Genomic DNA, 22,187 nt, shown 5'->3' on the forward strand with positions numbered 1-22,187 from the left:
AAGCGGCCTGGATCGATCGGGTTGTTGTTCTGCGCAAATTCCCTTTTCCGCGCTCTATTTTTCTCCGAACCTTGCCACATATGGCAGTTTATGCCCCGACGCATGCCGGCGGGCGTGGGAGAAATTGTGAACAGTTTCAAGGGAGAATTAACGTGCGTCTGAAAATAACATTGATCGGGGCCGCGTTCGCCGTGCTCGTTTCCACGGCTGCGGCCAATGCCCAGGTCGTCGTCTCCTCTAAGATCGACACCGAGGGTGGTGTGCTTGGCAACATCATTCTTGCCGTGCTCAAGGCCAACAATATCGAGACGACCGACCGGGTGCAGCTCGGGGCAACCCCGGTCGTGCGCAAGGCGATCGCTGCCGGTGAAATCGATATCTACCCCGAATATACCGGCAACGCCGCATTCTTCTTCGAAAAGGCGCACGATCCGCTCTGGAAGGATGCCGCAAAGGGGTATGCCGAAGCCAAGAAACTCGACTACGACGCCAACAAGATTGTATGGCTGTCGCCGTCGCCGGCCAACAATACCTGGGCCGTCGCCGTGCGCAAGGATCTGGCCGATGCCAGCGGCATCAAGACCTTCAGCGATTTCGGCAAATATGTTGCGGGCGGCGGCGCGGTGGTGCTGGCGGCATCCTCGGAATTTGTCAACTCGGCGGCAGCCCTGCCTGCGTTCCAGACGACCTATGGTTTCACGCTGAAATCAGACCAACTTATCACCCTTTCGGGCGGCGATACCGCAGCGACCATCGCGGCCGCGGCCAACCAGACCAATGGCGCCAACGCCGCCATGGTCTACGGCACGGACGGCGGCATCGCGCCATCGGGTCTTGTGGTTCTGGAAGACGACAAGGCGGTGCAGCCCGTCTACCAGCCCGCGCCGATCATCCGGGAGGCGGTTCTAAAGGAGCATCGGCAAATCGAAACCCTGCTGAAGCCGGTGTTCGAGAAGCTTGACCTGGTGACCCTGCAGGACCTGAACGGCCGCGTTCAGGTTGGCGGCGAGCCTGCAAAGGCGGTTGCGGAAGACTTTTTGAAAAAGAATGGTTTTCTGAAGTAAGCCGGCTGAAATAGGCTGCCCTGAAATGACCGGTTCCCGAAGCGGAGCCGGTCTAATGGGATGGGGATGGCAGTTTGAGCATTCGCTTCGATAAGCTCGGCGTGGTCATTGGGGTATTGATCGCTTACGGGGCGCTCGCCGCACCGTTTGCGACCTTTCGCGCCAACCGCATCGTGCCGGGCGACGCAAAGGGTATCCTCGCTGCCTTGCCCACTGGGGCAGGCATGCTCCTTCTTGGGCTGATGGTCGGAGCGGCGATGATCGTTCTTTTAAGGACGCCTACACGTCTTCGGCTGCTTGTCGCCGCGGCCGGTCTGGCCGCCATTGCCGTGTTCATCGGAATGGCTGCGACCCACCTGACACCACCCGCCAACGCATATGCCCGGGTTTCTCCTGCTTCCGGCTTTTGGATCCTGCTGTTTTCCTTTGCCCTGCTTGCTGCCGATTCGATCACGCGACTGCGGCCTTTGCCATTGGTCAGGGTGCTGCTTCTGGCGATCACGCTCGGTGGGGCAGCCGTGGTCCTGATGTCGGGCCTGTGGGATGGGCTGTCGATCCTCAAGGAATATTCCGGCCGTGCCGATGTGTTCTGGCTGGAGGCCGGAAGGCATGTGACGCTGGCGCTTGGGTCGCTCGTTGCTTCCGTCCTGGTAGGTTTGCCAGTCGGCATTCTCTGCCATCGGGTGGCGCCTTTGCGGGCCGGCGTACTCAACACGTTGAACCTTATTCAAACGATACCGTCGATTGCCCTGTTCGGCATTCTCATCGCACCGCTTGGCTGGATCGCCGTCCACGTGCCGGGGGCCGCCGCCATCGGCATTCGCGGCATCGGTGCCGCTCCCGCTTTCGTCGCCTTGTTTCTCTATTCGCTGCTGCCAGTGGTCGCCAACACCGTGGTTGGCCTAGCAGGCGTGCCGCGCGAGGCCAACGAGGCTGCCCGCGGCATCGGCATGACGGACCGGCAGCGATTGTTCGGGATCGAGTTTCCGCTGGCAATGCCGGTGATCCTCACTGGCATTCGCATTGTGCTGGTGCAGAATATCGGCCTTGCGACGATTGCCGCACTGATCGGTGGTGGAGGCTTCGGCGTGTTCGTGTTCCAGGGCATCGGCCAGACGGCAATGGATCTGGTGTTGCTTGGGGCGGTGCCGACCGTGGTGCTGGCCTTTGCAGCGGCGATCGTGCTCGACGCACTTATTGAAATCACCGCTCCTCAGCGAGAACGAAGCAGGGCCGCATGATCGAAATCGACCGGATCACCAAACGCTATGACGGCAACACGGTCGTCAACAATGTGTCGATGATGATCGAACCACGCACGGTGACGGTCATTGTCGGGACCTCCGGTTCGGGCAAGACAACGCTGCTGCGGATGATCAACCGGCTGGTCGAGCCGACATCCGGGGCGATCCGCCTTGATGGCGAGGACAATCGTTCGATGCCGGGCTTTGAGCTGCGCCGCCGGATCGGCTACGCGATCCAGGGGCACGGACTGTTTCCGCATCGCACCGTCGCGCAGAACATCGCTACGGTGCCCACTCTGCTGGGTTGGGACAAGGCGCGGATCGACGCCAAGGTGGCGGAACTCTTGGCCCTGTTTCAGCTTGATCCCGCTGCGTTTTCGGCGCGGTTTCCGCACGAGCTTTCCGGTGGCCAGCAGCAGCGTGTCGGCGTGGCGCGGGCCTTGGCGGCGGAGCCGAACGTGCTGTTGATGGACGAACCGTTCGGTGCGCTCGATCCGATCATCCGGGCAAAGGCACAGGCGGATCTGCTGGCCATCCAGAGGCTGCTGGGCACGACGATCGTGCTGGTGACGCATGACATGGACGAGGCGTTTCATCTCGCCCACAAGATTGCCGTCATGGACAAGGGCGCGCTTGTCCAATACGGCAAGCCCGCCGAACTGGTGAAGGACCCGGCGACGGAATTCGTCCAGACACTGATCGGCGCCAGCGAGCGGCCGTTCCGCCTGTTGTCGATCAAGACCGCGGGTGATGCCGTCGAGCCGGGAGCGGCCGATGGAAAACCACTGGCGGAAACGATGAGCCAGCGCGACGCGCTTTCCGAACTGTTGTGGACCGGCCGATCCGCGTTGCCGGTCGCCGCCGCCGATGGGACGATCCTTGGCAGGGTGACCCTGGAGGGACTGAGCAGACGGGCGGCAAAACCGCAATGAGGGCATGGATCCCAAATATCCTGCGCGCAGCGCTGCTGGCTGTTCTGATCGCCTTTCTGGTGTCGCCAGACTTGTTTGATCCCCTGTTGAAACCATTGGTGCAGGACAATGCGCCGGCGATCTACAATCAGGGCAGCCTGCTGACGCTGACCCTCCTGCATCTGCGCACCGTCGCCATCGCCACGACCGGCGCCATACTCGTTGCTGTGACGTTAGCGATCCTTGTCACGCGGTCCTTTGGTGCCGAATTCCTGCCTTTGTCGCGCAGTCTCGTGAACATTGGGCAGACATTTCCGCCGGTGGCCGTGCTGGCGCTAGCGGTGCCGATCCTCGGTTTCGGCGAGAAGCCGACGCTGGTGGCACTGTTTCTCTATGGCTTGCTGCCGATCTTTGAAAACACGCTGACGGGATTGACGACCTTGCCGCCCTCGATGATGGAAGCGGCGCGCGGCGCCGGCATGACGGATCGCCAGCGGTTGTTCAAGGTGGAACTGCCGCTGGCGATGCCGGTGATCTTGGCCGGTATCCGGCTGTCGGTGGTGATCAGCCTGGCCACCGCGACGATCGGCTCGACGGTCGCAGCAAAGACGCTGGGCGAAGTCATCATCGCCGGGCTGCAATCCAACAATATCGCCTTCGTTCTGCAGGGCGGGCTGATCGTCGGGGCGCTTGCCGTGCTGATCTATGATGGGTTTTCGGCGATTGAACGTGTCCTTGCCCGTCGCGCAGGCCTGTCGGCGCGGGCCTGATCCCGCGCCTCAACCTTTCTAAGTCAACTGATCGACGGCGGCGATGACGCCGCGCAGTTCGGCGAGGCCCTTGAGGCGACCGATGCAGGAATAACCGGGATTGACCGTCTTTTTCTGGTCGTCGATCAACAGATGGCCGTGATCCGGCCGCATCGGGATGACGGTGTCGCTGCGCCCTTCCTTCTCGCGCCGCCGCTCCTCGGCGCGCAGGGCCGAAATCAGCGAGACCATGTTGACGTCACCGGCCAGATGTTCGGATTCGATAAAGGAGCCGTCCGGTTCCTTGCTGACGTTACGCAGATGCGCAAAATGAATGCGATCGGCAAAGCGCTTTGCCAACGCAACCACATCATTTCCGGTGCGCGAGCCATAGGAACCGGCGCACAAGGTAATGCCATTTGCCGGCTCATTGACTGCATCGAGGATGGTTTGAACGTCGCCCGCCGTGGATACGACGCGGGGCAGGCCGAACAGCGAGAAGGGTGGGTCGTCCGGGTGGATGGCGAGCCGGACGCCATTTTCCGCCGCAACCGGCACGACTTCCTTGAGGAATTCGATCAGATTGGCGCGCATGTCATCGGATGAGACGGCATCGAAGCTGGCGATCTCGGCGCGGATTTTTTCCCGCGTATGGCTATCCTCGCCACCGGGCAGGCCGGCAATGATGTTCTTTTCGAGTGTCAGGATTTCGTCTTCGCTCTTTCCTGTAAGCCGCTGTCTTGCAGCCTCGATGACATCCGGCGCGTAGTTGTCTTCGGCGGCGCGGCGCTTGAGCACAAAGACGTCATACGCGACGAAATCGATCATGTCGAAGCGCAGCGCGAAGCCGCCGGCCTCGGTCGGGTACATCAGGTTGGTGCGGGTCCAGTCGACCACCGGCATGAAATTGTAGCAAACCACCGGCACGCCGCCCTTGCCGAGATTGGCCAGGCTCTGTTTCCAGGCATCGAGATAGCGGCGCCATTCGCCGTCGCGCCGCTTGATTGCGGAATTGACGGGAATGGACTCGCAGACGGACCAGGTCATTCCGGCTTTCCGGACCAGCGCCATACGCTCGGCAATGTCATCCGGTGTCCAGATACGGCCATCGTAAATATGGTGAAGGGCGGTGACGACACCATGTGCGCCCGCTTGGCGCGCATCCGAAAGAGTAACCGGGTCCTGTGGTCCAAACCAGCGCCAGCTTTCGAGCATGTCCATCTCTCCTGTTATAATGTTGGACAATTAATGCGTTAATTTTCGGAAAATCAATACGGGAGTGTTGATCCGATCATTATGTCGGACATATGCTGCCACAAGCTGGGCAAGGAGAATGGCATGGAGAACGGCGTGCGGGGTTCTGCCGTTGACGGAATGGTGGACCACATCCGCGACCTTATCCGCGAGCGTGGCCTGACCGTCGGCGACGTTCTGCCAAGCGAGGCGGAGCTCGCCGTCATGTTCGATGCCAGCCGCAACACGGTGCGCGAGGCCTTCCGGACGCTGAAGGCCTATGGCGTGGCCGAATCCCGACAAAAGGTCGGTGCCGTGCTGACGGATCAGCACCAGACGGCGATGCGCGATCTGTTTTCCTTTGCCATGGACATTTCCGTCGATGCTTTCCGCGATGTCCAGGGTTACCGGCGGCTGACCGAGATCAACCTGTTCGATCTGCTCTCGACCCGGATCACCGAGGAAACCCTTGAAGGGATGGAGATGCTCAATGCGCGGATACGGCAGGCGGGTACGCCGGAAGAGGCGTCCGAACTCGACTATCAGTTCCACAAGCTGATGGTGGATGCGGCCGGAAACCGCACGCTGTCGGAAACCTACGGCATGCTGAAACCGGTGATCGGGCGGTTGATGCTGGCCGGCAAGTCGCAGCGGCTGGTGCTTGAAAACGTTACCGCCGAACATGCCGATATCGTCAAGGCGCTGCGTGAGCGTGACCGGATCGGATTCGCCTATCATATGGACCGGCATCTCGATGCGGGGCTGGAGTTCATTCCGGCGGCGCGAGGCGGACAAACCGCAGGATTGGAAGCGGCCAGTGGACGGGAGGTAGGCGATGCGTGAATTTACCGGAAAAGTCGCGGTGGTCACCGGAACGACGGGTATCGGCCGCGCCGTTGCTCTGCATCTCGCCCGGCAGGGCGCGGCCGTTGCTTCGCTCGGGATCGATCAGGCAGCCAATGCCGAGCTTGAGACGATGGCGGTGGCCGAGAACCTTGCACTGACCGTCTTTCACGCCGATGTGTCCGTCCCCGCCGATGTGCAGCGTGCCATGGCGTCCGCGGTGGCGGCGTTCGGCGGCATCGACATCATCGTCAACTCGGCCGCTGTTCACCCCTATGGCACGGTGGAGACGACACCGTTCGAGATTTTCATGCGCTGCATGGCCGTCAATGTCGGCTCGATCCACCTGACGGCGGAATTCGGCGTGCCGGAGATGCGCAGGCGCGGCGGCGGCGTCATCGTCAACCTCTCCAGCGTGCAGGGCCATGCCTGCCAGAGCGGCGTCTCCGCCTATGTCGCCTCCAAGGGCGCGATCCATGCCTTGACGCGGGCGATGGCGCTGGATTTTGCCACTGACCGCATCCGGGTCGTGTCGATCAGCCCGGGTTCGGTGCGCACGCCCATCCTGGAACTGGCGGCGCGGACATTCGAAGGTCCCGATGCCGATATCAACGGCGTGTTTCAACGCTTCGGCGCCGCCCATCCGCTGGGGCGGATCGGCGAGCCGGAGGAGGTGGCCGTGCTTGCGGCTTTCCTCGCCTCCGACAAGGCGGGCTTTATCACTGGATCGGATCACCGGATCGACGGCGGCCTGACGGCCGGCATCGGCGTTCGCTGAGGGAGAGACAATGAGCATTCCGATGAAACGCAGCGCCATCAATGCCATCATGCGCGAGAGCGAGGCTTTCATGCGCTCGTTCGGCTTCATCCTGCCGCCGTTTTCGCGCTGGTCTCCGGACGAGATGCAGGCGCGCAAGGGCGAGATCGACGGGATCACTAGTGCGTCGCTCGGTTGGGATATCACCGATTTCGGTCTTGGCGATTTCGAAAAGACCGGACTGTTTCTCTTCACCGTCCGCAACGGACGTTTTGCCGACCTGCAGCGGGGACGCGGCATGCTTTATGCGGAAAAGGCAATGATCGCCCGAAAGGACCAGCTGACCCCGATGCACCGGCATATCCTCAAGGCCGAGGACATCATCAATCGCGGCGGCGGTACGCTGGTGATCGAGCTGTTCGGAGATACCGGCGGGCAATGCGATCGCAACAAGGGAACGCGGGTGGCGACGGACGGCATCTGGCGCGATCTGGCGCCGGGCTACAAGCTGAAGCTTTCCCCAGGCGAAAGCGTGACGCTGATGCCCGGCGACTGGCACGCCTTCTGGGGCGAGGGCGCCGATGTCTTTGTCGCCGAGGTTTCGACCGTCAACGACGACAATACCGACAATATCTTCGAGGATCCGGCCGTGACGCGGTTTTCCGGTATCGAGGAAGACGAGGCGCCGCTGCATCTGCTGGTGCCGGATTATGCGGGGTGGTTGCGGTAGGCGGTCGGGCCTTTGCCTGACGTTTCGTTCGGCTTTGGGCCTCCAATTTCCCTGTCATCCTGGACTTGTTCCGGGATCCAGCGCGCCGCGTCTATGTCGCAAGGGGATTCTCTTCCTTTTGGGTTGGCCAGTTTTCTCACCGTGCGGACGCGCGGGAGCTGGATCCTGCCACAGGTCCTCGGGTTAAACCCGAGGAGAGGAAGACGGACGCGGGGGAAGATGTGCCAAATAACACACGTCCGATTCCCTCCATATTCGCTTCCCGTTTGACGACTTATCAATAATTACAACCAATAATTGTCTGTCGATCTAATCTTCGAGGTAGCGATGAACACAGTGGGACGTGCCGTTATCGTTTTTGCCCTTATGCTGCTGCTCACTGTCCATTTCAGCACCGGGCTGCTGGCAAGCTTTACCGAGAAAGTGCCGCGTGCGGTTGAAGGGATCGACGCCACTATACGGATCGGCCTGGTCTCCTGGCTGGGCCACACCAATACTCAGGCGCTTCTTGTTTTCCTAACGCTCTTTCTGCCGATTCTCGTCTATTATGGCAGCCCCCGCACCGCGCGGCCATTAGAGCCGGAGCCTGCCGCAATTACGCCGGCACGCATGCGGCGTGCGGTGGATCGGTCGCCCCAGAGCGAGTTGAGCCCCGAGAACAAGCAATTCATGAAGAACCTCCTGATCGGCGCTATCGAACAGGTTGCACGCGAGCACGAGATGGTGACTGCCAATCAGCGGCCGAAACCCTTCGTCCGGCTTGTGCCGCAGGTGCCGATCTTGGTCGGTGTGCCGCCGCGCAGCTGGTTTGGCGGAACGCCATCGCTGCCCGAAGGCACCGCATGGCCGGTCTGCGATGGAAAACCGGCAGAATTCCTAGCCCAGATCGATTGCTCCAGCCTTCCTGCCGATCTCTGGGATGGCGTGGGACCACGCGCCGGCTGGCTGTCGTTTTTCCTCGGCTCCGAGGAGGGCTATACCGTCGCGAAGATACTTCATACCCAGTCTCGCGGTGCTCCGGTGCAGCCGCTTCTGCCGGTTGATTCCGAATGGTTATACCTCAGCGAGATACCAACCATGGATTGGACTTCGCTTGCCCGGAGGGATGTTCCGAAGTGGCCGGTCGATGTGGTCTGGGTACCTTCACCGGAAGAAGACCCGTTGGTTCGCGAACCGGTGAGTGGTGGCCGGGACGGCGATCCGCGTGCGGTTCGTTATCAAACGGGTTTTGCCCTGACCGAGCCGGGCTGGAAACCGTTCGATTGGGCAACCACCTTGCTGCTGCTCGATACCGCCATTGCTTACGTACGCTCAAACTTAAGGCGGGACCAACAGCAGCTCGCCACCAATATCGAGGTTCTGGATCAGGTATTACTTGATCCGGCATGGCTTCCGGGCATGACGCGGGAACGGGCGGAAGCGAATTTGGCTTGGACCAAGCAACGGATATCGGCCTGGGAAACCCACTTGCCAGACGTAGAGGCCTTGCGCGCGAAGACCGCAACGGAAGCGGAGGCCGAGCCTTTCTCGGAAGCGAGGGTCGATGCCTTGATCTCCAGACTTGCGGCAATGAAGACGCCAGAGAAGGATGGTGCGCTGACCCGGCAAGCATTTCCCACGCTGAGTGCACCAAGAGTTGGTGGGTGGCTATCGGACTGGGCAGTGCTCGCACAGCAGCATGCAACGTATCTTTACGCCTCCGATCCTCGTTCGCTGCCGGTGGCGTGGCGGGCGAAGGTCGAGGAACAGGCGGCTTTCGACGCGCAATACGAAATGGGAGCGATGCGGCACGTGCCTGACGGTTATGTTCACCAGTTTGCGATGGACAGCGAAGTGACGCTGTTGCAGTTGCCCACCAGCCATCTGATGAACTGGATGTGGGGAGACACGTACGACCTCGTACTCACGATCAGCAGGGCAGACCTCGAGCGCGGTGAATTTGGCCAGGTCATGGCGCAGATCACGAATTGAGACTGGCCCTGTAACGTCCGGCAGTCATTTGTCTATGCTTGCCCCGGAGATGGCAGGCGGCTGCCTCTCCGAAGCACGCAAGATCCCCCCGCCTCATCCCTCCCGCGTCGATGCCGCAGTGACTGTCAGTGTGGTAAACCCGCTGATGGCGATGGCGGCGCGGGCGGGGGTCGGGATGGCGCCGCAGAGACTACCGGTGGTGATGATGCGGCCCTTGGCGACGGTTTCCGTCAGCGCGTTGGCGAAGACCAGAAAACCGGCGACAGGGTCGTCGTTGGGGTGTTTGCCGGGGCCGGTAAACACCGTGTCGCCATTGACGGTGATGGTCAGCGGATAGACCTGCCCGGGCTCGATCACTTTCGCTGGCAGTTCTTCGCCCAATATGTAGCCGGCATTGCCGAGACGGTCGGCGAGGAACAGCAGGGCGGGCGAGCTTCCGCCGTTATCCAGCCGGTGGCCCAGAAATTCGACGCCGGAATAGATGGCGGCGACATGATCGAGCAGGGTTTCACGGGTATAGGGCGTGGTGCCGGGGGCGGCGAGATCCTTGCCAAGCACGAAGCAGATTTCCACTTCCAGTGCATCGACGGCGGGGCGCTCGAAACCCGCGGTTCCCGATTCGCTGGCATGGGTGATATGGGCGATCGGTGCCGAGACCGAGCTTCCATCGGGGCGGATTGCCACCTTGTAGCCGCCGGTCAGCCAATTGTTCAAGGCCAGCGTCTCGCGCTGCACGGCAAACGCTTCCGCCGGGGTGGCGGGCTCAGTGAGCGATGCGGATGTTAGCCGGATACCCTGATTGTCGGCGTCTGACAGTTGGCGGGCGAGGGTGGCGGGCATGTTTGTCTCCTGCAGGGGATCGGCGATGTGTCATTCCCTTCGACCACACCTCGGACAAAAGGAAAACCCCGGAATTATTGTTCCGGGGCTTCCTGTCACGCAACGGGGAGGGACGTTACGCGGCTTGGACCTTCTTCGATACGCGGGCCCATTCGGGAATCCAGGTTCCGTGGGCGGCGAGCAGATCGTCGGTGAGCGACCAGATCTGGTCGAGATCGAGTTCTGCGGCCGTATGCGGATCCATCATCGCGGCGTGATAGAGATGCTCGCGATTTTCGGTCATCATTGCCGCCACCGTCAGTTCCTGCACGTTGATGTTGGTGCGGATCAGCGCCGTCAGCTGCGGCGGCAGGGCGCCGATATAGGTCGGCTGGATGCCGTTTTCATCGACTAGGCACGGCACTTCGGCGGCGCAATTGTCCGGTAGCGAGGTGATGCAGCCATTGTTGCGCAGGTTGCCGTAGATCACCGAGGGTTCGCCGGTCCAGACCGAGTTCATGATCGAGGAAGCATATTCCTTCGATTGCGCGACTTCGATCTTGTCGGCCGAGCGGAATGCGGCGGCCTGACCCTTCCATTTCTCGACCTGTTCGATGCAGCGCTTCGGATACTCGTCGAGCGGAATGCCGAATTTCTCGATCAGGTCCTCGCGGCCCTCCTTGATAAAATAGGGCGTGTATTCGGCAAAATGCTCCGAGCTTTCAGTGACGAAATAGCCAAGCCGGGTCAGCATCTCGTAGCGGACCTTGTTGGGGCAGCGCGGGTTCCAGGTCGGCTTTGGTGCCCGGCCTTCGCGGTAGCCACGCACGAGATCCGGATAGAGATCGCGGTAGGAACCGTCGGCCTGGCGGTGTTCGAACTTCAGGAAGAAGGCCATGTGGTTGATACCGGCCGAACGATAGCGGATCTCCTCATAGGGAATATCGAGATCGTGGGCGAGTTCCATCGCCGTTCCCTGGACGGAATGGCAGAGGCCGACCTGCTTGATCTTCGGGTATTTTTCGGCGATTGCCCAGGTGTTGATCGCCATCGGGTTAACGTATTGCAAGAGGATTGCCTCGGGGCAGACCTGCATCATGTCCTCGCAGATCGACCAGAGATGCGGCACGGTGCGCAGGCCACGCATGATGCCGCCGACACCGAGCGTATCGGCAATGGTCTGGCGCAGGCCGTATTTCTTCGGCACTTCGAAATCGGTAACCGTGCAGGGCTCAAAGCCGCCGATCTGGAAGGCGACGACGACGAAATCGGCGCCATCGAGCGCCTTGCGCTGATTGGAGTGCAGCTCGATGGTGGCTTTGGCACCGAGCGTCGAGATCAGCTTGCTGACGACGACTTCGCTTTCCTCGAGTCGCTGCGGATTGATGTCCATCAGCGCGATCTTTGCGCTTGATAACGCCGGGCGCTGCAGCACGTCGCCGATGATGTTTTTCATGAACACGGTCGAGCCCGCGCCGATGAAGGTGATCTTGGGTTGTCTGGTCATGGATAGGCCTCTTTGCTTTAGGCGGCTACGTCGAAGGCGGCGCGGACGAGCCGTTCGGTGTAGGCGGTCTTGGGATGGGTAAGAACGTCTTCGACCGGACCCTCTTCAACGATCTTGCCATGCTGCATCACCACCACCCGGTGGCAGAGTGCGCGCACGACTTTGAGATCGTGGGAGATGAAGAGGTAGCTCAGTCCTTTCTCGTCCTGCAGCTTGCGCAGCAGTTCGATGATCTGGGCCTGCACCGACAGATCGAGCGCTGAAGTCGGTTCGTCGAGCAGGATGAATTCCGGCTCCAGAGCAACCGCACGGGCGATGGCGATGCGCTGGCGCTGGCCGCCGGAAAATTCGTGCGGGAAGCGCGACAGAATGTTGTTGGGCAGCCCGGCGCTGTTGAGCGCTTCCCTCACCCGGTCCAGCCGTTCGTTGCGGGTGGCTCCGAGCTTGTTGACGATCAGGCCTTCCTCGATGATCTGACCAACCGACATGCGCGGGTTGAGGGACGAGAAGGGGTCCTGGAAGACGATCTGCATGCGTGACCGCAAAGGGCGCATCTGTTCGCGGCTGTTCTTTTCGATCGACTGGCCATCGAACAGGATTTCGCCGCTCTCAGCCGTCAAAAGCTTGACCAGCGCCTGGCCGAAGGTGGTTTTTCCCGAGCCGGATTCGCCGACGAGCCCGAGCGTTTCGTGGCGATGCAGCTTGAGGCTGAGGCTATCGACCGCGACCAGTTCCTTCAGCTGCGGTTTGAAGAAGCCGCCATGCTTGAGCATGAAGGAAACCCGGACATTGCGGCCTTCGAGGATGGCGGCGGAATCAACCGGCATCGGATTGGCCATGCCCTTCGGCTCGGAGTTGAGCAGATGCTTCGTGTAGGGGTGCTGCGGGTTCTGAAAAAGCGCCGGCGTGGTGTTGTGTTCCTTCACCTCGCCGTTCTGCATGACGTAGACATAATCAGAGAACTGGCGCACGACGGTGAGGTCGTGGGTGATCAGGATCACCGCCATGCCGAGCGTCTTCTGCAGGTCGCGGATCAGGTTGAGGATCTGGGCCTGCACGGTGACGTCGAGCGCGGTCGTCGGCTCGTCAGCGATCAGCACGTCGGGATTGTTGGCAAGCGCCATGGCGATCATGATGCGCTGGCGCTGGCCGCCGGAGAGCTGGTGCGGATACTGGTTGAGGCGGGTTTCCGGATCGGGGATCTGCACCTGGCGGAGCAGTTCCAGCGTGCGCTCGGCCGCCCGTTTGCGATTCATCTTCTGGTGCACGCGGATCGCCTCGATGATCTGAGCGCCGATCGTATAGACCGGATTGAGCGAGCTCATCGGCTCCTGGAAGATCATCGAAATGCGGTTGCCACGCAGCGCCCGGCGCTGCCGGTCGGAGAATTTGAGCACATTCTTGCCGTCGTACTCGATGCTCGACTTTTCCGAGACGCTGGCGCGCTTGGTGAGCAGGCCCATGATCGTGCGGGCCGTCACCGATTTTCCTGAGCCGGATTCGCCGACGACCGCGATGGTTTCGCCGCGATAAAGCTGGAAGGAGACGTTCTTGACGGCGTCGATAGTGCCATGCTCGACCTTGAACGTCACCCCGACATGGCGCGCGTCGATGATCGGGGTACCGATCGCGGCGGCATGGTCGTGCCGCTGTTCGGGGGCAAGTGTGCTGATGTCCACGAGTGCCATGGTCGTCTCCTCAGTATGGGTCGACGGCGTCGCGCAGGCCGTCACCGAGCGCATTGAACGCAAAGACGGTGATCAGCACGAAGGCCACGGGGGAAAGGATCCAGGGGTAGGATCCGATGACTGAATAGGTGGCGGTATCCTGCAGCATCAGGCCCCAGGACATCAGCGGCGGTTTGACCGCGAAGCCGAGGAAGCCGAGGAAGGATTCGAGCAGCACCACGCTGGGGATTGCCAGCGTCACGGAGACGATCACGTGGCTCATCACATTGGGGAAAATATGCTGGAAGATGATACGCCGGTCTGTGGCGCCGATCGCCATCGCCGCCCGGACATAGTCGATGCGGGCAAGCGCCAGCGTCTTGCCGCGCACCTCGCGCGACATCTGCGCCCAGCCGAGCGCCGACATGACGAAGATGACGAAGGCGAGGAAGACGTTGGTGGGCGCCGTTACCGGGATCAGCGACGTCAGCGCCAGATAGAGCGGCAATTGTGGGAAGGCGAGGACAAGCTCGACGAAGCGTTGCATCCAGGTGTCGAAGCGGCCGCCGAAATAACCGGAGACCATGCCAACGGTGGTGCCGACGACGGTGACGATGAACACCACCGTCAACGCGATCATCAGCGAGACGCGGGAGCCATGGAAGATGCGCGACAGCACATCACGGCCGAACTTGTCGGTGCCGAGGAAGTTGACGGGCGTACCGTCGGTCGCGCCGAAGAAATGGCGGTCGGTGGGGATCAGGCCGAGTAGCCGGTAGCTGAAGCCCTTGACGAAGAAGCCAAGGTTCTGCGGGTTGGCATAGTCCGGGCCGACGATCGGCTGGAAGGTGATAGGATCAAGCTCGGTGCCTTCACCGATCTGGTAGGTGCGCGGCCAGACGAGATTGCCCTCCTGATCGGTGATCGAGATCGTCTGCGGCGGGGCAAAGGCGACGCCGGTAAGCTTGGGGTCTACGGGAGAGAAGAACTCGGCAAAGATCGTCATCAGCATCAGCAGGCAGACGAGGATGAGGCCGGCCATTCCCGTCCAGGAGCGCTTCAGGCGGCGCCAGACTAACGCGAGATAGGTTTCGTTGTGATGGTGTGCGGCGGGGACCGGAACAGTGAGCGTGTTTTGAACGTCGGCTTTCATGCGTGCGCTCCTCCACCCAGACGGACACGAGGATCGAGTAGGGCCAGCAGCATGTCGGCGATGATGTTGCCGACGATCAGCGTGGCGGAGAGGACCAGCATGAAGGTTGCGGTGACATAGACGTCGCCGACCCACATCGAACCGACGATGGCCGGGCCGACGGTCGGCAACGCGAAGATGATCGCGGTTTCGATTTCGCCGGTCAGCATATAGGGCAGCACGACGCCCTGATACATGACAAGCGGATGCAGCGCGTTCGGTACCGCATGACGCATGATGACGGCGCTTTCGGAGAGGCCCTTGGCCCGCGCGGTCTCGACATATTGGGCGTTCAGCGTATCGAGCAGATTGCCGCGCATGACGCGCATATTGTAGGCGAGGCCGCCGAACGTGGCGATGGCGATGACCGGCCAGACGTGTTTCAGGAGATCGACGAATTTGTCCCACGACCACGGCGCGCCGCCATATTTGGCGGAGTGGAAGCTGTTGATCTCGGTGACGTTGAAGTGGAACACCAGGATATAGACGATGATCAGTGCCATCAGGAAGCGCGGCACCGTCATGCCAAGAAAAGATATGCCGGAGAGCAGGGTATCGACCCACGTATATTGCCGGGTGGCGGCAAGAATGCCGAAGGTGATGCCGATAATGGAAGCGAGGATGTGGCAGACCAGCGCCAGAGCCAGCGTGCGCGGCAGGCGTTCGCCGACGACCTCGGAAACGGGCTTGTTGTAGAACAGGCTATGGCCGAAATCGCCGCGCGTGACGATACCGGTGATCCAGTTGACGTACTGGACGACCATCGGCTTATCCAGCCCGTTAGCGACCTTGTAGGCCTGCGCCTGGGCGTCGGCTTCCTCGAAGGATGCGCCGCCCTGGTTGATCATCTGCGACCGGATATAGTCGCTATAGTCGCCCGGCGGTGCCTGGATGATCGCGAAGGTGACCACGCTGAGCACGAAAAGGACGGGTATGGCTGACGCGATGCGCACAAGCAGAAATCGGAACATGGCTGTTAGGTTCTCTTGTGTGTTTTGGGATTTTCCCAGGCCGGGTTGATGGCGCGGCCTGGGAAGCGGAGTCTATCGATCAGTTCATCGGGCCTTTTTCGCCGGGCTTGCCGGGCAGTTGCTCAGGGAACAGTTCGTAATCACCCTGCTTGTCTGCGGCGACGAACACCCGTTCGCGGATGATCGTGTCTTCCGCCCAGTTGAACATGAAGATCGGCGCACCGACCGGAATGTTCGAGAAGCGCTTGTTGACGATCAGCGCGCCTGGATATTCGGTCAGGCCGACTGAGTTGACGTTGGTAGTGGCGACCTTCTGGTACTGCTTCATCAACTCCGTGCGTTCGTCATTGTCGCTCGAGGCAATGAACTTGTTGACGATATCGACAAGCTCCTGCTCGAACGGCATCAGATCAAGCTGCCCACCTTCCGGCACGCGGTGGTTCCAGCTGGTGCGTGGACCCGTTGCGGCGAGCTGCGGGGTGTTTTGCACCACGGATGACAGTTCTGCACCATTACGCAGCACCATCCAGTCCCAGCGGCCGCCATAGTTGGCCGCGTCGCGCTGCTTGCCGTCGAGCGCGTTGAGCACTACCCGAATGCCCAGCTGTTCCATCTGGCCGACGACGCCTTCAGCGAGGTTTTTGTCGGTGCTGTAGTCGGATGTGACCAGCAACACGACCTCGACATCCTTGCCGCCAAGCTTGTCGGCCGGATAGTTGACGAAGCCGTTGCCGTCGGTGTCCTTCAGGCCGGCCTTTTCGAGGAGGGCCTTGGCGCCTTCCAAGTCGAACGGATAATAGACGGTCGACTGGCGGTCGTAGAAACTTGTTCCGGAAGAAAGGCCGCCTGGATAAATGGCGGTGAAGGGGCCTTTGACCAGCGATTCGCCGATCTTCTTGCGATCGACCGCCATGGTGATGGCCTTGCGGAAGTCCTCATTGCGGTTGAGCTCCCGCACCGCCTGGCCGCGTTCGTCCGGTTCGCCCCAGCCATTGCCGGAGAAGTTCATATAGAGATTGTAACCGATCAGCCGGGCACCGAACGCGAGGCGTGCCGGTGCGGTATCCTGGGCGGCGCGCTTCAGGCTTTCGACGAAATTCTCGGGCTGTTCGAGGTTGGAGAGGTCACCGGAACCGGCAATCGCCTGCACGTCGCGGTCGGCCCAGGTCGAGAGCTTGTAGTGCAGCTCGTTGAGATAGGGCAGCTGGTTGCCGGCTTCGTCCACCTTCCAATAGTAGGGATTGCGGCGCATGACGATAATATCGTCGGGACGGTATTCGACCGGAACCCAGGCGCCCATGATCGGAATGTTCATGTATTCCGGCGGGAAGCCGTTCTTGTACTGGTCGTAGGTAAAGTCCTTGGCGTATTTCGGGTGCTTGGTCTTGAGAATGTGGGCCGGACCGGGGCAGAACGTGCCGTACGCCATGGAGTAGAGATACTGGCGCGGGAAAGCCTCCTTGAAAGTCCATTCGACGGTGTTGGCGTCGATGGCTTTCAGTGTCGTGCCTTCGCCGAAGGTTTCCGGCGTTGCGCCATTGAGCGGCGAGACATTGGGGTCAACGACATTGTCGTCCCAGTAGAACATCACGTCTTCGGAGGAAAAGGGAACGCCATCCGACCATTTGGCACCTTCGATCAGGTGCATGGTGAGCTTGTGGCCATCTTCCGACCATTCCCAGCGTTTTGCGAGGTTCGGCAGCGGCTCGACGTCCTTCGCCTCGACCTGATAAAGCGGCGCGGTGCGGGTCAGGCATTCAGACATTTCGATATCAATGCCGCCCCACCCTTGCGTCTGTCCGGCGGAATAGTTCCAGCCTTCCGGCCGGCCGCCGATGACGTGGCGCATCGTATCGCCATAAACGCCAACGCCATCCGGCATATTGCCGGTCTTGAAGACCAGCGGCTCCTTCGGCAGGCGCTCGGCAACCGGCGGTAGCTTGCCGGCCTTGACGAATTTTTCGGTGACCCAGTCGGGCTCGTGATATTCCGGCAGGGCCTTGTATTCGAGGATGGAATCGCGCGGCACGTAGGTGATCTTGCCCTGTGCCGGGAAGGCCGGCTGCTCGGGCACCACGGTCGGCTCGGAAGCCATTGCCGACACGGCGAATGCCGACACGCCCAAAAGCAGCGCGCTGGTCGTTTTCAGATGGCGAAAGCTGTTCATTGTCGTTGTTTCTCCCTCATGCTTTAGACCGGCCCGGTATGGGCGGCTCTCCTCCTAAAAGCGTCCGGCATGACGGCATCCTGCCATCTGCCGGAATGGAGCGGGCAACGGATTGCCCACCCTCAGACCGATTTCCTCCTCAAGCAAACGGGTCTTGCGCGTCTTGCTGCAGCTCAGCTTGCGGCTTTCAGCTTCGTTGCTTCCTTCTCGGCGCGCAGTTCATCGATCGAGCGCACTTCGCGGCGGGCAACGCCCTTCCAGTCACGGGTCTTCACGGTACCCCTGGCTAGGCGTTCCTTGGCTGCGGGTACTGCATGGGCATATTGCGGCAGCCACTCGGCCTGGGCGACGACCATTTCATCGACCATCTGCCAGACCTCTTCCGGTGTGCAGATGGCGCCAACCAGCGGATCGTGCAGCACCGCGAGTTTCAGGAGGTCGATGTCGCCTGAGATGGCGGCGTGAACCGACATGCGCTGGACATTGATCGAGGACATGCAGGTGGCAGCGCAGGCTTCCGCCAGCGTGATACCGGCGACCATGTTGATGCCGAAGCGATCGACGAAGCCGGGCGATTCAATGATCGCGTCCGACGGTAGGTTGGTGATGACGCCGTTGTTCTTGACGTTGAAATGGCCGCGATAGACGCGCCCGGTTTCCAGTGCTTCCAGAATATGGCTGGCGTGTTCGTTGGAACGGCGGGCCGGATCGATCGGCTTACCTGCGTCTTCCAGGAACTGCGGATATTCGGTCTCGAACCAGTTGCGGGTCTCGGTCGAATGGCGCAGGTAGCCGCCGGTTTCACCGTGGATCCAGTCGGACATATCGATCCAGCGGGTAATTTCCTCCGGCCGCTTGCGGTACCAAGGCAGGTACTCCGACAGGTGGCCGTTGCTCTCGGTGGAATAGACGCCGAAACGCTTCAACACATCGATACGCAGCTTTTCCTGCTGTGAAAAGACCGGATGTGCCTCAAAGGCGGCGACCAGCTCATCCTTGCCGATCTTGCGGCCCTTGACGCGGACATCGGTGAACCAGGTCTGGTGGTTGATGCCGGAGCAGATGTAATCCAGTTCGCCATCCTTGGCGCCGAGGATTTCGGCAATCTGTTCGGCGCCGTGCTGGACACCGTGGCAAAGACCGATCGTATCGACCTTGCCATATTCGATCGCAGCCCAGGTGTTCATCGCCATCGGGTTTGCATAGTTGAGGAACTTCGCGCCCGGCTCGGCCAGTTCGCGGATGTCCTTGCAGAAGTCGAGGATGACCGGAATATTGCGCTGGCCGTAGAGAATGCCACCGGCGCAGATCGTATCGCCGACGCACTGGTCGACGCCATATTTCAAGGGGATGCGGATATCGTCGGCGTAAGCTGCCAGACCGCCGACGCGGACGCAGCTGATGATGTAGCGCGCACCCGATATTGCCTCGCGGCGGTCGGTCGAGGCGGTGACCTTGGCGGGCAAGTTGTTGGAGGCGACGATCTTGTCGAGGATCGACTTGATCATGCCGAGATTGTGCTCGCTCAAATCGGTAAGCGCGAACTCGACATCGCGGAACTCCGGCACGCAGAGAATGTCGGTGAAGAGTTTCTTGGTGAAGCCGACACTGCCGGCGCCGATAATGGCTATCTTGAAGCTGCTCATGCTGTCCTCGTCGCTGGTCGTTTGGCCGGGAAGAACGGACAGGGTAAAATCAATGCACCGGACACATTGCGATCAAACGCACTCTGCGTGCCGGTTCTCCCTGTCGATGCCGTTCCAATCCGGTCATCTTGCTTTGTTGAGGGGCATTATGCGTATAATGAAAGGTGCCGCCAGAGAGGTATTATGCTTTCATGGGTAATTCTATGCTGAAACGACTGATCGAGAATGGACCGGTGATGCGGACGGTTTCCCTGCCGCGCGGACGCCATAGCCTGCACACAATGCCGACCAGCACGGGCTATGAAATCCGCACCGACGAGACCTATGACTGGGATGGCCGCAAGCGCGGGCAGACACCGTTCACCGTGCTTCAGCACACGATCGCCGGCGCGGGAAACCTGCGCTACGAAAACCGCACCTATCGGGTGCGCGAGGGCGAGACCCTGCTGGTTCTGGTGCCCCACAATCACCGCTACTGGCTGGAGCGGAACGGACGCTGGGAGTTTTTCTGGATTTCCATGAACGGTGAGGAAGCGTTGCGCATCCATAAGGCGATTCTTGCGACCACCGGGCCGATCCTCAATCTCAAGCCGGAAACGATCGAGCGTCTTGCCGATTGCAGTCTGCGGCTGATTTCCGGTGGCGCCGAGGCCCCGGGCAATGCGTCCGCCATCGCATATGAATCGGCGATGGTGTTGTATGACGATGTTTTCGGCTCGCATCCTGTTATCGGCCAGGAATACCGGACGATGCAGCATGTCATCGACCACATCATGGCCAATCTTGAGCGCCCGTTGCCGGTCGAGACCCTCGCTGAGGTTTCGGGTCTCAGCCGGGCGCATTTCTCTCGGGTCTTTGCCGCCAGCGAGGGCATGCCACCAGCCGAATTCGTGCTGCGTAAACGGTTGCGGCGCGCCACGAAATTGCTGACCAATGCGGCGCATCTCTCTGTCAAGGAGGTGGCGATCATGGCGGGCTTCGAAGACCCGAATTATTTCGCCAAGGTGTTCCGCCGTTATTTCGGCGCCAGCCCGACGGAATTCCGCACGACGGGCATGTATTCCTCTATCGCTGCCAATGGCCGTGGCGCGGTGGCGGCCCAATAGTCTATCTGCCTACGGATCAGTAGAAGAGGTGCCAGGGCGTGAGAAACGCGCGGCTCAGTTCCTGATCGCGCTCCTGTTCATACTCGGTCTGCTCTTCGCGGCTTTGGCGAACGGGCATTTCCACGCGGATGGCCTTTTCTTTTTTCACCGGAGGTGTCAGGTAACCCAGTGTCATTCCACCGTGATAAAACATTCCGTTCTCCGCTGTTTCCGTGGACCGGTTAACGGCCGTTAACACAATCCTGACACAATTGATGCGACTGTCAATAGTCTATACTTTTGATATCCTATTTGGCGAAGCTGCATTCGGGGAGCATCCAAGCTTGGCAAATTTCGTCTCCCTTTAGAAAATAATATAATCTATAAATTTTATGATGATTGAAAAAGCGATCCGGCTTCCCGGGCGGCCACGGGTGTTCTTTGCTTGAGACGAGGGCATTTTCCATGCGTAAATCGGCCATCGTGAACGAGACGGCAAAAGAGTGGACCCGCATGAACCTCGCTTTGAGAAATTCGCTCGACCGAACCATCGCGCCACAGGGGCAGTCCTTTCCGCATGTGGCGGATGAGGATGCCTTGAAATCGGCGATGCGGCGGATGCCGGGTGGTGTCTCCGTCATTACCGCCGGCGTTGGTGACGAACGGACCGGCGCGACAGTGACGTCAGCCACTGCTCTGTCCGTCGATCCGCCAACGATGATCGTCAACATCAATCGCAGCTCGTCCAGCTGGCCCATCATCAGCCGCTACGGGCATTTCTGCGTCAATATTCTCAGCGCCGACCAGCAGGATGTCGCCGACCGGTTTGCCGGCAAGGGCGGTTTGAAGGGAAGCGAGCGCTATGACGGAGCAGAGTGGTTTACGCTGGCAAGCGGGGCTTCTGTCCTGCGCGGTGCGTTGGCTGGTATTGATTGTGAAGTGGACGAGGTGATCGAACGCCACAGCCACGCGATCATTCTCGGCCGCGTCGTCTCCATCGTTGCTGGCGACGGACATTCTTTGGTCTATAGCAATGGCCGATACGGCCGCTTTTCGCTCTGATGAAAACGCCCCGCCCCCGAGGAACGGGGACGGGACGCCAGATCCACACCGATGAGGGGTCAGTGTGGCAGTGATATCTGGGTATGGACGCCGAGATCCGGCTCCTTGCCTGTCAGATTGGCCTTGGCCATTTCCCATCCGAAGCGCAGCGTGCTGTTCGAAGAGGCCCAGATTGCCACGTCATCGAGCTTCAACTGAAGCATCGTCAGGGATGGATCGTCTTTACCGTTCTCGAACCAGGCGCCCACCATCGGCGACCAGAATTTTTCGATATGCGTCCGGGATTCCACCTCGTCGATCATGCCGGCGAGGCAGGCGTGATAGTCATGGTCCTTGCTGATGATGCAGAAATGCGCCCGGTCGCCGGTACGCACTGCCTTGACGAGATCGCTATCGGCCCTGGAATAGAACCAGATTGAATTGGTTTCCTTTTCGATGAAAGGTGCCATCGGCTGCATATGCTGCTTGGAGCCCTCGACGCCCAGCATCCCGGCATGGATATCGCCAGCCACGTCCCACAGCTGTTGTAACGGATCATTTTTGGTCTTTGAAAGATCGGCCATTGTTTT

The 22,187-nt window shown here is 60.5% G+C and carries 20 protein-coding genes; 10 read left to right on the forward strand and 10 right to left on the reverse strand.

Annotation, left to right across the window (positions count from 1 at the left end; translation table 11 throughout):
• Window positions 1–152 precede the first annotated feature (152 nt).
• From ASC96_RS08340 to ASC96_RS08355, 4 genes are all read left to right on the forward strand, one after another.
• Window positions 153–1,064 carry an ABC transporter substrate-binding protein gene (locus ASC96_RS08340; protein ID WP_156397422.1) on the forward strand — a complete coding sequence of 304 codons (912 nt, stop codon included), beginning with the start codon at window positions 153–155 and terminating at the stop codon, window positions 1,062–1,064.
• A 74-nt stretch (window positions 1,065–1,138) separates the two neighbouring features.
• The gene (locus ASC96_RS08345; protein WP_060502563.1) at window positions 1,139–2,305 is read left to right on the forward strand and encodes an ABC transporter permease; all 1,167 of its coding nucleotides are present in this window, start codon (window positions 1,139–1,141) and stop codon (window positions 2,303–2,305) included.
• The gene (locus tag ASC96_RS08350; RefSeq protein WP_060502564.1) at window positions 2,302–3,240 is read left to right on the forward strand and encodes an ABC transporter ATP-binding protein; all 939 of its coding nucleotides are present in this window, start codon (window positions 2,302–2,304) and stop codon (window positions 3,238–3,240) included. Before ASC96_RS08345 ends, ASC96_RS08350 begins: the two co-directional genes overlap by 4 nt.
• Window positions 3,237–3,989, forward strand: a complete 753-nt coding sequence (locus tag ASC96_RS08355; RefSeq protein WP_060502565.1) for an ABC transporter permease — start codon at window positions 3,237–3,239, stop codon at window positions 3,987–3,989. Before ASC96_RS08350 ends, ASC96_RS08355 begins: the two co-directional genes overlap by 4 nt.
• A gap of 18 nt (window positions 3,990–4,007) precedes the next feature.
• Here the strand turns inward: ASC96_RS08355 and uxuA are convergent, their stop codons facing one another.
• The gene (gene uxuA, locus ASC96_RS08360) at window positions 4,008–5,183 is read right to left on the reverse strand and encodes a mannonate dehydratase (RefSeq protein ID WP_060502566.1); all 1,176 of its coding nucleotides are present in this window, start codon (window positions 5,181–5,183) and stop codon (window positions 4,008–4,010) included.
• Between the two features lie 123 nt (window positions 5,184–5,306).
• Between uxuA and ASC96_RS08365 the strand changes: the two genes are divergently transcribed.
• From ASC96_RS08365 to ASC96_RS08380, 4 genes are all read left to right on the forward strand, one after another.
• Window positions 5,307–6,044, forward strand: a complete 738-nt coding sequence (locus tag ASC96_RS08365) for an FCD domain-containing protein (protein ID WP_060502845.1) — start codon at window positions 5,307–5,309, stop codon at window positions 6,042–6,044.
• Window positions 6,037–6,822 carry an SDR family oxidoreductase gene (locus ASC96_RS08370; RefSeq protein ID WP_060502567.1) on the forward strand — a complete coding sequence of 262 codons (786 nt, stop codon included), beginning with the start codon at window positions 6,037–6,039 and terminating at the stop codon, window positions 6,820–6,822. Before ASC96_RS08365 ends, ASC96_RS08370 begins: the two co-directional genes overlap by 8 nt.
• Before the next feature lie 22 nt (window positions 6,823–6,844).
• Complete coding sequence (locus ASC96_RS08375; protein ID WP_060502846.1) at window positions 6,845–7,531, forward strand: D-lyxose/D-mannose family sugar isomerase; 687 nt, start codon at window positions 6,845–6,847, stop codon at window positions 7,529–7,531.
• A 366-nt stretch (window positions 7,532–7,897) separates the two neighbouring features.
• The gene (locus ASC96_RS08380) at window positions 7,898–9,502 is read left to right on the forward strand and encodes a DUF1963 domain-containing protein (protein ID WP_060502568.1); all 1,605 of its coding nucleotides are present in this window, start codon (window positions 7,898–7,900) and stop codon (window positions 9,500–9,502) included.
• 93 nt (window positions 9,503–9,595) lie between these two features.
• On the opposite strand, the gene ASC96_RS08385 is transcribed toward ASC96_RS08380, so the two are convergent.
• From ASC96_RS08385 to ASC96_RS08415, 7 genes are all read right to left on the reverse strand, one after another.
• The gene (locus ASC96_RS08385; RefSeq protein WP_060502569.1) at window positions 9,596–10,342 is read right to left on the reverse strand and encodes a hypothetical protein; all 747 of its coding nucleotides are present in this window, start codon (window positions 10,340–10,342) and stop codon (window positions 9,596–9,598) included.
• Window positions 10,343–10,457: 115 nt separating this feature from the next.
• Complete coding sequence (locus ASC96_RS08390) at window positions 10,458–11,828, reverse strand: alpha-glucosidase/alpha-galactosidase (protein ID WP_060502570.1); 1,371 nt, start codon at window positions 11,826–11,828, stop codon at window positions 10,458–10,460.
• Between the two features lie 17 nt (window positions 11,829–11,845).
• Window positions 11,846–13,516 carry an ABC transporter ATP-binding protein gene (locus tag ASC96_RS08395; RefSeq protein WP_060502571.1) on the reverse strand — a complete coding sequence of 557 codons (1,671 nt, stop codon included), beginning with the start codon at window positions 13,514–13,516 and terminating at the stop codon, window positions 11,846–11,848.
• Between the two features lie 10 nt (window positions 13,517–13,526).
• Entirely contained in the window at window positions 13,527–14,648 is a 1,122-nt protein-coding gene (locus ASC96_RS08400; protein WP_060502572.1) for an ABC transporter permease, read from the reverse strand.
• Window positions 14,645–15,658, reverse strand: a complete 1,014-nt coding sequence (locus ASC96_RS08405; RefSeq protein ID WP_060502573.1) for an ABC transporter permease — start codon at window positions 15,656–15,658, stop codon at window positions 14,645–14,647. The genes ASC96_RS08400 and ASC96_RS08405 overlap by 4 nt, the downstream gene beginning before the upstream one ends.
• Window positions 15,659–15,737: 79 nt before the next feature.
• Complete coding sequence (locus ASC96_RS08410; protein ID WP_060502574.1) at window positions 15,738–17,825, reverse strand: ABC transporter substrate-binding protein; 2,088 nt, start codon at window positions 17,823–17,825, stop codon at window positions 15,738–15,740.
• Between the two features lie 173 nt (window positions 17,826–17,998).
• Window positions 17,999–19,471, reverse strand: a complete 1,473-nt coding sequence (locus tag ASC96_RS08415) for an alpha-glucosidase/alpha-galactosidase (protein WP_060502575.1) — start codon at window positions 19,469–19,471, stop codon at window positions 17,999–18,001.
• 191 nt (window positions 19,472–19,662) lie between these two features.
• Between ASC96_RS08415 and ASC96_RS08420 the strand changes: the two genes are divergently transcribed.
• Window positions 19,663–20,577 (forward strand): AraC family transcriptional regulator, encoded by a 915-nt coding sequence (locus ASC96_RS08420; RefSeq protein ID WP_060502576.1) that lies wholly within the window; start codon window positions 19,663–19,665, stop codon window positions 20,575–20,577.
• Between the two features lie 16 nt (window positions 20,578–20,593).
• Here the strand turns inward: ASC96_RS08420 and ASC96_RS33295 are convergent, their stop codons facing one another.
• Window positions 20,594–20,770 (reverse strand): hypothetical protein, encoded by a 177-nt coding sequence (locus ASC96_RS33295; RefSeq protein WP_164491976.1) that lies wholly within the window; start codon window positions 20,768–20,770, stop codon window positions 20,594–20,596.
• 251 nt (window positions 20,771–21,021) lie between these two features.
• Between ASC96_RS33295 and ASC96_RS08425 the strand changes: the two genes are divergently transcribed.
• The gene (locus ASC96_RS08425) at window positions 21,022–21,618 is read left to right on the forward strand and encodes a flavin reductase family protein (RefSeq protein WP_244481947.1); all 597 of its coding nucleotides are present in this window, start codon (window positions 21,022–21,024) and stop codon (window positions 21,616–21,618) included.
• 59 nt (window positions 21,619–21,677) lie between these two features.
• On the opposite strand, the gene ASC96_RS08430 is transcribed toward ASC96_RS08425, so the two are convergent.
• Window positions 21,678–22,181: a pyridoxamine 5'-phosphate oxidase family protein gene (locus ASC96_RS08430; RefSeq protein WP_060502577.1), complete on the reverse strand. Its 504-nt coding sequence runs from the start codon at window positions 22,179–22,181 to the stop codon at window positions 21,678–21,680.
• Between the last annotated feature and the right edge of the window lie 6 nt (window positions 22,182–22,187).

The organism is Rhizobium sp. Root1204 (assembly GCF_001424965.1).
Taxonomy (GTDB): domain Bacteria; phylum Pseudomonadota; class Alphaproteobacteria; order Rhizobiales; family Rhizobiaceae; genus Pararhizobium.